The sequence below is a fragment of the Chitinibacter sp. SCUT-21 genome, assembly GCA_041874755.1.
Taxonomy (GTDB): domain Bacteria; phylum Pseudomonadota; class Gammaproteobacteria; order Burkholderiales; family Chitinibacteraceae; genus Chitinibacter.
This window is the reverse complement of sequence record CP102611.1, coordinates 1,883,162-1,896,609: the sequence shown is the minus strand read 5'-3', so window position 1 is coordinate 1,896,609 and position 13,448 is coordinate 1,883,162. Positions and strand designations below refer to the sequence as shown.

Below are 13,448 nucleotides of genomic sequence, written 5' to 3'. Positions count from 1 at the left end.
AGCGGCTTATTTTGGCTCTGGCCAGCGCAGTATAATCCGCAAGCCCTGATCCGGCGTGCTTTTAACGCGGATACTGCCATTCATATTGATAGTCACCAGTTGATAGACGCGCGTGAGGCCCAGCCCGTTTTGGCCTTGGCCAAATTGCGAGGTAAAGAAAGGGTCGAAAATTTTCTCGCGTAAATGCTCGGCAATGCCCACGCCGTTATCTTGATAAATCAGTTGGATTTGCTGCTCTTTTCTAGACCATTGTAGCGAGACATGGCCATGCGCTTGGCCGACAAAGGCGTGGCGCTCGGCGTTATCGAATAATTGGCTAATGATTTGTGCCAAAGCCATCATGGGAATCGGCGTTTCGATGGCGTCGTCGCCACTTAATTCAATGCTAATGCCGCGTTGTTCCAGCGGCGGCGCGAGTTCTTTGACCAAGCCTTGCAAAAATTGTGACAGTGACATCGTTTGCCAGTGGCTATCAAATTGCAGGTTTTGAATGGCGCGAAAGCGCTCGATTAAACCCACCACGCGGTTTAGATTGCGCGTTAAGGTTTGGTGCGCGTCGTGCGTGGTTTGCAGATATTGCGCCAGAGCCGTTTTACTCAGTTGCCCCGTATCGAATTTGTGTTTGAGCTGCTGTAAATCCGCGTCGATCACGCTGTTGAGCGTAATGCAGACGCCAATTGGCGTATTAAGCTCGTGCGCGACGGCGGCAACCAAGGTGCCGAGCGCGCCAACTCGTTCATTGCGTTCAAGCTCGGACTGTAATTGCGCGCGCGCTTGATTGGCCAGTTGGCGCTCGATAATTTGCTGTAATAGATTGGCGCGAAAAACATCGTCGCGCGACCACGTGTGTTGCCCTTCATCGCTGCGATGACTCAACATCAGCAGCCCCATTTGATGGCTCTGGCGTATCGGCACGATCATCAGCGAACACACGTGCTCACCCAGCAGCGCATAAAATTCGGCGGCTGCCTCGTGCAGCGCGAGCTGGGAAATCGGCAGTGGAGTGACTAAATCGCCGATTAAACGATAAATCCACGGGTAGCTATCGGCATTGATGATGTGTTGCCCTTGCGTGGGGCTGGGTGATTCGGCGGCGAGTTCGGCCAGATCACGGTAGGGGTCAAGAAACCACAGCCCCAGCCATTCCGCCCCCAAAAGGCTGCGCGCTTCGGCCAGCAGCGCGGCGAGGGCGTGGTGCAATTCAACATCGGTTTGCTCGTGGAGCGAGAGCATCAGCAGTTTTTCTTGCACATCATGCTCGGTTAAATCGAGCGCCTTCATCGAGCGATGCACAGGAATTAAGCTGCGCTTGAAATGCTCTTCGCTTAAAGTGCGCTCGGTTTTCACCCAAGCGAGTGCCGTGCTCAGATCGCCTTCGGCTTCAAAGGCATCAACTAGCGCGGCGGCATAATCGCGTTGCCGCGCCAGCGAGCGCGTTTTTTCGGCCAAGGCATAGGCGGCCTGTAAACACTCGCGCCGCTGGCGATGTTGGCCCAGCTTGGTAAACAGTAGCGAGAGTGAGTCGAGCGTCACGCTTTCAAGCCACAAATAACTAAATTGCTGCGCCATTTTGATGGCTTGATTGAGGTGCAATTCAGCGGCGGCATATTGTGCCAACTCCATCTCAACGTGGCCAATATGCCAATACGATTCGGCCACGTATTCGCGCACGTGGCCGAGCTGTGAATGCAGCAAACCCTCATTAAAATGCGCCAAAGATTCTTCAAGCGCATTGCGGTGCAAGCTACTAACGCCGCAATTGATCGCGTATTTCGCCATCAAATATTCGTCGCCCGATTGTTGCACATCATCTTGCGCCGCTAATAAATAGCGCAAAGCCTCGCTCGGGTTTTTTAATTCAATATTGGATTGGCTCAGCCCGATACGTGCTTCGACCGCGGTGACATAGTCATGATTGAGTTTGGCTAGCTCCAAGGCCTGCATCCACGCTTCGATCGCCTGCTGATAGCGACCATGCACCTGCGCAATCCGCCCCCGCGCTTGCAGCAGACGAGCGCCTTGCGCGGTTAGCCCACGGCGCATCGCCTCTTGCAGCGCCTGATTGATATCGTCAGCGATTAAATCATTCTCACCACGCCGTTCGTGAATTAAATAGCGGACATACAGCGCATCGAGTTCTAAATCGATACGGTGCGCCTGATGTGCTTGTTCGGCATAACGCTCGACCAAGCGAAATGCGATCAGTGGGTGATCGCGGGCGATGCGATCAATACGGCGAAGTGCGCTATCCACGCTAAATCCTCAAAGCGAAACAGCCGAGCGAACGGCGGCATGGATTTATTATGGCTAGAAAATTGCAGCTTGCTAGGACGGGATAGCGTTCGGCGCAAGATTAAGCCCCGTCAAGCGGGGCTTCAGATGGATGACAATTAGGAGCTGAGCGGGAGGAGCTTAGCGGGGTTTTTTGCTCGCTCCAGCAGGTTTGCTCACTGGCTTCGCGCCAGCCGGGCGTCCAGCTGGTCGGTTTTGGCCAAATTTGGCGCTACCTGTTACCGTGCCTCGGGGTATTGCCCCAGCTGCATTTCTACCATTGCTCTGTGGTACTTTACCTCGACTAGGTATTTTGCCGACTGAGCCTGGACCGCCGCCACCGCGTGCATTGCCCTTCGGCGCTTGCATGGTTTTCTCGGCTGCTGATTCGGGCGGGATCAATTGCTTAGGCCCAGTGCCGATCAAATCGGCGCGGCCCATATTGATCAGCGCTTCGCGCAAGATCGGCCAGTTTTTCGGATCGTGATAACGCAAAAACGCTTTGTGAATGCGGCGGCGTTTTTCGTCTTTGATGATGTCGACTTTTTCCGAGCTGCGCGCAATGCGTTTCAGTGGGTTGCGCTTGGTGTGCCACATCGTCGTCGCCATCGCCATCGGCGTTGGCGTGAAGGCTTGTACCTGATCGGGGCGAAAATTATTGGCTTTCAGCCACAGCGCCAGATTCATCATGTCTTCGTCGCTAGTGCCCGGATGCGCAGCGATAAAGTACGGAATCAGATATTGCTTCTTACCCGCCAGCTTGCTGTAGTGCTCGAACATGTCTTTAAAACGCTCGAACGTGCCAATTCCGGGCTTCATCATCTTCGATAATGGGCCTTCTTCGGTGTGCTCCGGTGCAATTTTCAGATAGCCCGACACGTGATGCGTGACCAGCTCTTTGACATATTCAGGCGATTCCACTGCCAAGTCGTAACGCAGACCCGAACCGATGGTGATTTTTTTGACGCCATCGATTTTGCGCGCCTTGCGGTACAGCTGAATCAAGCTGCTGTGATCGGTATTCAGGTTTTCACAAATGCCGGGATACACGCAGCTCAGACGGCGACAGGATTTCTCGATTTTCGGGTCTTTACACGCCAGGCGATACATATTCGCCGTTGGCCCGCCCAAATCGCTGATGTGGCCGGTAAAGCCTTCGGTTTTGTCGCGAATTTCTTCAATTTCGCGCAGGATCGAGCCTTCCGAGCGGCTTTGAATAATGCGGCCTTCGTGCTCGGTGATCGAACAGAAAGTACAGCCGCCAAAACAGCCGCGCATGATATTGATCGAGAAACGGATCATATCCCACGCCGGAATCACTTGCTCGCCGTAGCTAGGGTGCGGGTTGCGCGCGAAATACTGGTCGAACACATAATCCATTTCGGCCATTTCAAGCGGAATCGGCGGCGGGTTCATCCACACATCGCGCTCGCCGTGCTGTTGCACCATTGCGCGCGCGTTGCCGGGGTTCGATTCCAAATGGAGCGTGCGGCTGGCGTGCGCGTAGCTGACTGGATCATAGGTGACGGTTTCAAACGATGGAATCCGAATCACGGTGCGGCCACGCACTTCGCGACGCGCGGCAAGGCGTGCTTCACGTGAAACAATGCGAATCGGCTGTGGCGCGTCGCTTGGGGTCTCGCTCTGATTAGCTTGCTGGCGTTCGCTCTCATCGGCATACGGGTTGATGTGTGGGTCGATTTTGCCCGGCATATCGACCACCGACGAATCGAGTTCCACCCAGCCTTCGGGCTTCCAGCCGTGTGGTGCGAGAAAAGCGGTGCCGCGCACGTCGCGGATTTCGCTCATTTTCTCGCCCGCTGCCACGCGCTGTGTGACTTCAACCAGCGCGCGTTCGGCATTACCAAATAGCAGCAGGTCGGCTTTGGAATATACCAATGCCGATTGGCGGATTTTGTCGCTCCAGTAATCGTATTGCGCGATGCGGCGCAAGCTGGCCTCGATGCCGCCAGCCATAATTTGCACGCCCGGATACGCTTCGCGGCAGCGCTGGCAATAGACGTTCAGCGCGCGATCAGGGCGTTTGCCCGCCATGCCGCCAGCGGTGTACGCGTCGTCCGAGCGCGGCTTTTTGTCCGCGGTGTAGCGGTTGATCATCGAATCCATATTGCCGGCGGTGACGCCGAAATACAGTCGCGGTTTACCAAGCTGTTTAAAATCGTCCGCCGAAGTCCAATCAGGCTGGCTAATCACGCCCACGCGAAAACCTTGTGCTTCCAGCAGGCGGCCGAGCAAAGCCATGCCGAAACTCGGGTGATCGATGTAAGCGTCGCCGGTCACAATGATGATGTCGCACTCGTCCCAGCCGAGCTGATCCATTTCCTTGCGGCTCATCGGCAGGAATGGCGCGGGTTTGCGCGGCGCAAAGCCTTCGGGCAGCTGGTAAATCGGCGTAACAGGAGTGTGAGATGAATTCATGGTGACGGCAAACAAGACTAATCGCGCATTGTCGCAGATTTTGCCAATCTTTGCGTCGCTAAATACTTGTTTTTTATCGAATAAGGTTAAATTTTTATAGAAAATAACCTGAGAAAAATTAGGGTTTTTGAGCTGCTTTAAATCAATTAACTGCTCAAATATGGCGCGCGCAACGGCAAAGTGATTGTAATTTCAAGACCTTGCCCCTCTTCGCTATGCAGTGCAATTTCGCCGCCTAATTTGCCCTGCACCAGTGAATAGACTTGGTACATGCCCAGCCCGCTATGGCCTTGGCCAAATTTCGTGGTGTAAAACGGCTCGAATACTTTATGCTGCAAATCCTTAGCGATGCCAACGCCATTGTCTTTGATGATCAATTTAATTTTCTCGGCTTCAGCTTGGTATGCCGCAACGCTGATTTGCCCAGCGTGCTGCGCTGTGAATGCATGCCGCAGTGCATTTTGCAGCAACTGCATCACAATCACTTCCAGTGCGGCACTAAAGCTCACGATGGTCAGCTGCGGATCGATTTGATTGATCACGCTGAGATGTTTGGCCTCTTCTGTCGCTGACCATCGTTCGATCATCGGTGTGATGAGTTGTTGGAGCTTGATTGGTTTAGCCTCAGCGGTTTGATCGATATCGGCCAATTGACGTAGATCGCGGATGATATCGCTGGCGCGATGAGCATTGCGCTCGATTAACTCAGCAATCTCACTCCCTGTGCGCATAAAGTGCTCCAGCTGGCTTTTTTTCATCATGCCTGTTGCGCAGAGTTGTGTTAGTTCTTGGGATTTTTCGGTGAAAGTTGTCGCTGCAGTGAGGATGCTACCGAGCGGTGTGTTGAGCTTATGGGCGAATCCCGCGACTAAAAAACCTAAGGCTGCGAGTTTTTCAGCTTGTAATAATTTTTGGCTTGCGTGCTGTAATGCTTGTGTTCTTTCGGCAACGCGGGTTTCTAGAATCTCATTTTGACTTTGCAGTTGGGCATTGAGCGCTGCAATTTGGTGTTGATAAAAGCGCTGTTGATGTTGTGCGAGGGCGCGGCTAGCGAGTAGGCCAAGTTGATGCGCGTGTTGAATTTCATCGCGTTGCCAATTGCGTTGTTGGTCGAGTTGTTCACAGGCCAACACCGCAATTGTTTGATCATTCAGTCGTATCGGCACTAATAAAACGGCGCAGATGTGTTGTGCTGCTAATGTTAATTCACTCCAGCGCCATGTGTATTGATGCTGTGCGGCGGCATGGGCAACAATGATTTCACCGGTTTTTAGGTAATCGAATAAGCTGACGAGTTGATGTCTTTGTAAATCTGGACCTGTGCTTAAATCTTCTCCGGCGCTATTGCTACGTTGGAGGCACATAAGGGACTCGTCGTCATTGCTCCATTGCCAAAAGCTGGCTTGCGGTAAATGCAAAATTTGGCAGGCAGTCTGGCAGAGTATTTGGCTGAGGCGCTTGAGTGATCCGTGCTCTAGCGTTGAGCTGCTCGCCAAATCGAGCAACATTTGATCGGCATTTTTAAGTACGCCAGCGATTTGCGCAATTTGCTGTAAAGGATCACGCTGACTTGCATGTTGAATTTGGCGTTCTAACTGTTGCGCTTGTTTTTGCCGGTCTAATGCGGTGGGAAAATCCTCTAAGGCTTCGCAAATTTCACTAAGTAAAAACAATAATTTCATCCGCACGTGCCCTGCACCGGCCTGGATCGCAACGTCCAGACCTGCATGTGCTTGCTGAAGTGCATCTTTATGCCGATTCATTCGCAGTAAACACTCTGCATACAGGAGCAGAGTATTGGCTAAAGCCCAGCGATAGCCGGTGCGCTCGGCAATAAACCGAGCCGCGTCCAGCGAGGTGATGGCGAGTGAGAACGCTTGCTTGGCAATATAGATTTCGCCGATTCTCATTAAGGCTTCGGCTTCATCATCAGCGTGCTTTAATTCGCGAGCTGTGTCGAGCGCAAAATTATAGGCCGCTAAAGCCGCATCGTTTTGCCGTAATTTGAATAAGTTCACCCCTAAATTAATGTGGGCTTGGAGTAATAACCAGCGGTCATCAATTGTTTCGCAACGGGCGATCGCTTCTTTATGCATTTGAATGGCTGAATTTGCATCGCCCAAAGCATCATAAATTTGCCCTAGGCCCATTTTGGCTTTGACCCAAGTGGGATATTGTTGTGATAACTCGGCCACCTCGAGGCAGCGAGCCCAAATGTGCATCGCTTCTTGGTAACGTGCGCTGGCGTAGAGTGCGCGCCCGATGAGATTCAGTAGCCGTGCCTCAGCGGCAAAGAGATGGTGGCTTTGCGCCATTTGTAGCGCTTCATATTGCAAATCAAGGCAGTTATCGCCATAGGCAATTTGCGACATCAATTCCACCGAGGTAATGATGGCGACGGCGTCGTGTTCGGAGCGAGCACGTGTTAATAATTGCTCCAGCGGCGCAAGGGCTTGGTCGCGTTCATTATGCAATTGGGCTTCAATTTGGGAGACCAAATGCTGAAACTGCGGTGTGCTGCTAAAGGGTTGGGTGAGCACCTGCATAAGCCATAACATCGAGATTGATGGCTTTTAGTTTAGTTCTTGCCAGCTTATTTGCCACAGTGATTGGTGATTCGCGTGTACGGGTATTTTGCGAGTTTATACATTGCACGGTATATCGCCAAAGGCTTTTCAAGTTATAGCTTTGCGAGAAATACCCTCTAGCGTTTGAAGAGTAAGGTCATTCCGTCACCAGCAGGGAGGATGCAATGCTCGACGCGCCGATCATCACGCAGCTGACGGTTAAATTCATGCAAAATAGCCACGCTGCGCGGGTGGCTGCTTTGCGGTTCAGCAACCCGGCCATTGAGGAACATATTATCCAAAATAATCAAACCGCGCGGCCGCACGAGTTTGAGCGCGTATTCGTAATAATTGGGATAATTGGGCTTGTCGGCATCGATCAGCATACAATCGAAGCTGCCTTCCGCGCCTTCGGCCAACAGCCGCTCTAGCGTATCAACCGCACGGCCTAAATGCAGCTGGGTGCGGTGATCAATGCCAGCGCGCTTCCACCAAGCTTGTGCTTCAACGGTAAATTCTTCACACACATCGCAAGCGATGACCTGACCTTGTTCTCCCATTGCGATCGCAGCCGCGGTTGAGCTGTAACCCAGAAAGGTGCCAACCTCGATATAGCGTTGCGCGCCGATCAGTCGCAACAGGAAAATCAACAGCGCACCTTGTTCTGGCGCTAGCGACATTTTTGCCACGCGGTGCGTCATTGTCGATTCGCGCAATTGACGCAAAATATCTGGCTCACGCAGTGCCATATTTAAAAAATAGTCGCGTAAAGAATCAGACAAAGACAGTGTATTAACGGTCATGACGGGCTAGGGGCGGCAGCAAAAGGGCGATTATACCGCATTGCATGGCGATGATTGCCGACGGTGCCCAATGGCAGCTATTGCAACACAAATTGCTGTAAACGCAGTTTAGTTTTGCGGTTTTCGAGCTCGCGTTCAATGCGCCGCAAGCGAGTTTGGGTTTTACTCGACAATTGCAATGGAAAACCACGCTCGTCCGACTGCCCTGCGATGACATGATGTAATTGTTTGCGGTGCTCAAGCGCTTGTTGATATTGCCCGGAGTCGAGATACAGTTGCGCTAAAGCGGTATGAGATTCGGCGGCGAGGGTAGGAAGATGGAATTCCGCACCCAGACGTGCAGCTTCGAGTAAACATTCTTCTGCCAAATCGAGCTGCTTCAATTGCACAAAGCATCTGGCTAGCGCCTGCATCACTTGTCCTTGGCCTGTTGCGTGCTTTGTTTTCCGAAACCGCTGGTAGGCTTGGCTTAGTAACTCTTGCGCCACGCTAAAACGCTCGAAATGCAAGTGAATTAAGCCATCATAAGTCAGCACTTCCGCTTCCCATTCCGGCTGATTAAGGTCATTTAGAATATGTTGCGAGATTTGGCTAAGCGCAAATAGCGCCTGATCATGCTCGCCAAGTCGATATAAACAGGCGGCTAGATTGAGTGAAACCTCACAGTTGAGCTCGATATCGTCCAATGGCTGGCATAAACTATGCGCCGTTTGATAAAAATGCAGCGCTTTGTGATGGTCACCAAAAGCAAAATGCACCTTGCCGACGCCAATATACGCACGAACACAACCATGCATGGCCTGTAATAACGTGGCTATTTCCAACGATTTAAGCCATGCATCAAGTGCAGGGTAATACGCTAATTGTTCATAGAGTACCGTGCCTAACTCGTCATAACCATGCATCGTTTGTTGCATGAGCTGATGACGTTTGGCGTAACGTATTGCGGCTTGTAATGTTTGGATTGCGGCAGCACGTTCGCCGATTTGTTTTTGACATTTCGCGATAAGGCGTTGAGAAATCGAGCACCAATTTGGGTTGTGGGCTTGCTGACTATAGGTGAGCAAAGATTGGGCTAACTGCAGTGCGCTGTGCGGATCATGTTCATGTCGTGCAGCGTGGTACTGCGCATCAAAATGAGCTTTTGCATCCAGCAGCGAATTCATTGGTTCGCCTCTTCATACAAGCAAACTTGGTTACGTCCTTGGTGTTTGGCTTGGTATAGAGCATGATCCGCTGCTGCAAACAGCGCATCAAGCGTCATATGGGGTTGCCATTGCGCACAGCCTAGGCTGATTGTGACCGCTAAATCAGGAGAAATCGTTTGCCAATCAAATTTCTCGATTTCTTCGCGCATTCGGTTGGCAATTCGCAGCGCCACTTTTGCATCGTTGCGCGGTAAAACCAGAACAAATTCTTCCCCGCCAAACCGGGCTAACAGGTCCGTTTCACGCGTTAGGGCCTGAAGAATTTGCAATCCGGTTTTTAACACTTCATCGCCAATTTGATGCGAGTGAAGATCGTTGACCTGTTTGAAGTGATCAAAATCAATCATGATCAAGCATAAAACACTTTGCTCGTGACGGACCTGCTGGATGAGGAGAGGTAGCTGTTCATTGAGTGCCCGGCGATTAAGCGCCCCAGTGAGTGGATCATGAAATGCTGCATTTTCTAGTTGCTGCATCCGCTCATGCTCTAGGCTGCGTTGTTGCATCAATTGTTTAAGTTCTAATTCGCTTTTGAGTAATTGCAGCTTCATTTCTGCTTGTTTTAAACGTCGGGAGGATAAAGCATCGAGTTGATCCCGCGTGTTTTGCTTTTGCAATTGTAAGTAGAAATTATGAAAGCCAATATGGTGCATCGTGGCGCGAATGTAATCATTTTTCGCTTCATAGAGCATGGATAGCTCGTAATGAATTTGCTGCTGCAAATGATCGCTTTCATGTGATTGAGCTAGCTCTAATGCCTGCTGCAGCTCATGAATTGCGGGCTCAATTTGCTGTTGCTGCGCATGCAAGCGCCCTAGGCTGAGTAAGCTCTGTGTTTGTCCCCAGCGCGATTGAGTATTGATATTCAGATCATAAGCAGCTTGAAAATAGACCTGAGCGCGAGTCCAGTCTTGGCGAGCTAAATAAATTTGACCTAAATAATGATTGATTTCTGCTAGCCACGACAGACGTACCGGTAAGATGAGGTTGTCTTCAATTTTGAGCAGTAATTTTTCGGCTAATTCGTAATCGTGTAATTGAATCAGCGTGGCAGCAAGATGCAGCTGGGTTTTTGATTGCAAGTCGCGATTGAGCGTGAGCTGAGCCCACTCTAGTGCTTGCGATTGATAATAAAAAGCCTGTTCAAAATTACTGCGCTGAAAATAGAGGATGGCAATCCCTAAATATGCATTTACATACCGCTCAATGTCATCATTTTCTTGCGCAAGTTCAAGAGCGGTTAGCCACGCATGCATCGCATTCAAAGATTGGCGTTGTTGTTGGTAACAGCCAGCTAAACCTTCGTAGGACAAGCATTGAAAATGCACATTATCAATCTGTTTGCTGTTACATAGGGCCTGTGTGAACTTTGCTTGGGCATCATCGAGCTGCTGAATCACCAGCAAAGATTGGCCCAGTATTAGCAATGCCTCAATTTCAAGGTCAACCCTATTGAGTTCTTGGGCTGATGCTAAGGCCGCTTGCGCCAAAATAATGCTGGATTCGCAATGGACGACAAACAGCCGCTGCGCCTCGTTTAAGCAGCGGGATACTTGCTCCGCAACGCAAGGCGTTGGCGGCAAATAGTCTTCTAAGTTTGTAGGCAAAGCAATCTTTGCTAAATCAATTAAAAATAAGGACGACTAAGCATTCAGTTGTTGCAGCAACATGCGCAACTGATCTTCATCGTCAGCCTTGAGCATCTTATTTACTATAGGTTTTATTTTGCCAAGTTCTGCGCTAAGTAACTGCTGTTTTACTTTAAGCAATTGAATCGGCAGCATTGAGAAGCGCCGTAGACCTAGACCAAGCAATAGTCGTGTTAAGCTGGGGTCTCCCGCCATTTCGCCGCACATGGAAACAGGCTTGCCCATTTTATCGGCAGTGCTGATGATGTGTTTTAAGAAGTGCAATACGCCAGGATTGAGTGGGTCGTATAAATGGCTAACGGCATCGTCATTGCGATCAACTGCCAATGAGTATTGAATTAAGTCATTGGTGCCAATTGAAATGAAGTCAAGATGATTTAAAAAGGCGCCCACCGCCATCGCTGCCGCGGGGACCTCAATCATGCCACCGAGTTCGATATTTTCATCAAAAGCGATGTTATCTTCCCTTAGTTGGGCTTTGATGTCATCGAGATGCAGGCGAGTTTGCTTGACTTCACTGAGTGACGATAGCATTGGAATTAACAACTTAATCTTGCCAAAAGCTGATGCGCGCAGCAGCGCTCGTAACTGGGTACGGAACATTTGTGGTTCTGCCATGCACAGTCGAATGCCTGTGAGCCCCAGCGCGGGATTTGGGGCCGCACGTTCAATTTGCCACGACGGAATTTTATCTTTACCCAAGTCTATCGTACGGATAATGATGGGTTTGCCCTGCATGGTTTGGGCTACTTCACGATAAGCTTCAAATTGCTCTTCTTCGCTTGGTAAATCATTTTCTTTTAAAAACAAGAATTCAGAGCGGAATAAACCAACCCCGCTTGCGTCGTTTTCAAGAGCTAGATCACAATCTTCGGGTAGCTCGATATTGGCACTGAGTTCAACTTGAGTACCATCCAGCGTCACCGCCGCTTGTGTTCGAATATCTTGTAGCTTGGCCTGTTTATCAAGCCAGTCATTTTGACGTTGTTGATACTCCGCCAAAATGGTGTCATCAGGGGCAACGATGACGCAACCTTTGACGCCATCGACAATGATCAGCTCTTGCTCGCGAATAATTTCACGTGCGTTCCGTAGAGCCAAGACCGAGGGTAAATCGAGCGAGCGCGCTAAAATGGCAGTGTGTGATGTCAGTCCACCCACATCGGTGATAAAGGCTTTGAAGCTGGTGTCTTTAAATAACACCATGTCTGCCGGGGATAAATCATGCGCAACCAGAATGCAATCGTCGCCATCGCAGCTTGGGGCATGGTTGCCATGCTCTTTGCCTGCAAGGGCTTTGAAGATACGCTCAGTGACTTGAATGACATCGGTGCGACGTTCGCGTAAATATTCTTCTTCAATTTCATCAAATTGCGCGAGCAGAACGTCGAGTTGTTGCTTGACCGCCCATTCAGCATTGCAGCGTTGTTGCTCGATGATATGGCGGGGTTCTTTCGATAGCGTATGGTCGTTGAGCAGCATGATATGCAAGCTCAAAAATGCCCCGAGTTCGGCGGGCGCATTGTCAGGGATGCTGCCCCAGAGCATTTCTAGCTCTTTGCGCGTGCTACGAATGGCATCGTCAAAGCGCTGCAGTTCAGCCGCTATGCCATCAGAGGGAATTTGGTAATGAAGTATTTCAATATCGGCATGCGACACCAAATGGGCGTGGCCGATGGCAATACCACCACCGACCCCTAAACCATGTAGGCTAATACTCATCAACTCCCTCCTGACACAAAATCTTTGCAGCGCTAGGGCTTGCTGTTATGGATGTCGTTTGCTCTATTGGCAACGATCATCGTTGTATTTATTCGCCTTCTCCGAATTTGTCGGCGACTAAAGCGATCAGTGCATCGAGTGCTTTTTGCTCATCGGGTGCATTGCTGGTGTCAATAATGATTTTGCTACCTTTGCCCGCAGCCAACATCATCACGCCCATGATGGATTTTGCATTGACGCGTTTTTGATTGCGACTAACCCAAACTTCGCACTGAAATTGGCTGGCTAATTGGGTGAATTTGCTAGACGCTCTGGCATGCAAGCCTAATTTATTAACAATCTCAACTTCTTGCTGCGGCATTCTACTTAACCCTCATTACGGCTGATTGCTGGGTAACATATACAAAACACCTTCCAGCCCACCAGTAATGGCTTTGCTGACGGCGATTTCTAATGACTGATGGCTGTACGACAATGCGCGCACCAACATTGGCAAATTGACTCCTGCCACTGCCTCGATGCGACCAGCACAGATTAAACGATTGGCGACATTAGACGGGGTGCCTCCATAAATGTCGGTGAGCAATAGCACACCTGAGCCATCGTCAAGCTCATCGATAAGTTTTTGTGCGCGACCTAATACTTCTTCAGGCTCGTCTGCTTTACTGACGGCCAGTTGCCCTAAATTCGGCAAAGGACGACCCATAATGTGCTGTGCACAAGTCATTAAGGCCTCACCCATCGAGTAATGAGTGACAATGATTATGCCTACCATGCCGAAATACTTCC

General features: G+C 50.5%; 9 protein-coding genes. All 9 read right to left on the bottom strand.

Going from position 1 to position 13,448, the window contains the following annotated elements:
* Positions 1–6: 6 nt before the first annotated feature.
* The 9 genes from NT239_08910 to NT239_08870 all read right to left on the bottom strand — a co-directional run bounded on the left by NT239_08910 (position 7) and on the right by NT239_08870 (position 13,434).
* Positions 7–2,253: an ATP-binding protein gene (locus NT239_08910; GenBank protein ID XGA69918.1), complete on the bottom strand. Its 2,247-nt coding sequence runs from the start codon at positions 2,251–2,253 to the stop codon at positions 7–9.
* A 159-nt stretch (positions 2,254–2,412) separates the two neighbouring features.
* Positions 2,413–4,710 carry a YgiQ family radical SAM protein gene (locus NT239_08905; protein XGA69917.1) on the bottom strand — a complete coding sequence of 766 codons (2,298 nt, stop codon included), beginning with the start codon at positions 4,708–4,710 and terminating at the stop codon, positions 2,413–2,415.
* Between the two features lie 146 nt (positions 4,711–4,856).
* On the bottom strand, positions 4,857–7,250 hold the full coding sequence (locus NT239_08900; GenBank protein XGA69916.1) for an ATP-binding protein: 2,394 nt from the start codon (positions 7,248–7,250) through the stop codon (positions 4,857–4,859).
* Between the two features lie 164 nt (positions 7,251–7,414).
* Positions 7,415–8,080 carry a class I SAM-dependent methyltransferase gene (locus NT239_08895; GenBank protein XGA69915.1) on the bottom strand — a complete coding sequence of 222 codons (666 nt, stop codon included), beginning with the start codon at positions 8,078–8,080 and terminating at the stop codon, positions 7,415–7,417.
* A 77-nt stretch (positions 8,081–8,157) separates the two neighbouring features.
* The gene (locus NT239_08890; protein ID XGA69914.1) at positions 8,158–9,246 is read right to left on the bottom strand and encodes a tetratricopeptide repeat protein; all 1,089 of its coding nucleotides are present in this window, start codon (positions 9,244–9,246) and stop codon (positions 8,158–8,160) included.
* Positions 9,243–10,895, bottom strand: a complete 1,653-nt coding sequence (locus tag NT239_08885; protein XGA69913.1) for a diguanylate cyclase — start codon at positions 10,893–10,895, stop codon at positions 9,243–9,245. Before NT239_08885 ends, NT239_08890 begins: the two co-directional genes overlap by 4 nt.
* Before the next feature lie 36 nt (positions 10,896–10,931).
* The gene (gene ptsP, locus NT239_08880) at positions 10,932–12,659 is read right to left on the bottom strand and encodes a phosphoenolpyruvate--protein phosphotransferase (GenBank protein ID XGA69912.1); all 1,728 of its coding nucleotides are present in this window, start codon (positions 12,657–12,659) and stop codon (positions 10,932–10,934) included.
* 88 nt (positions 12,660–12,747) lie between these two features.
* Positions 12,748–13,020 carry an HPr family phosphocarrier protein gene (locus NT239_08875; protein XGA69911.1) on the bottom strand — a complete coding sequence of 91 codons (273 nt, stop codon included), beginning with the start codon at positions 13,018–13,020 and terminating at the stop codon, positions 12,748–12,750.
* A gap of 15 nt (positions 13,021–13,035) precedes the next feature.
* Positions 13,036–13,434 carry a PTS fructose transporter subunit IIA gene (locus tag NT239_08870; GenBank protein ID XGA69910.1) on the bottom strand — a complete coding sequence of 133 codons (399 nt, stop codon included), beginning with the start codon at positions 13,432–13,434 and terminating at the stop codon, positions 13,036–13,038.
* Between the last annotated feature and the right edge of the window lie 14 nt (positions 13,435–13,448).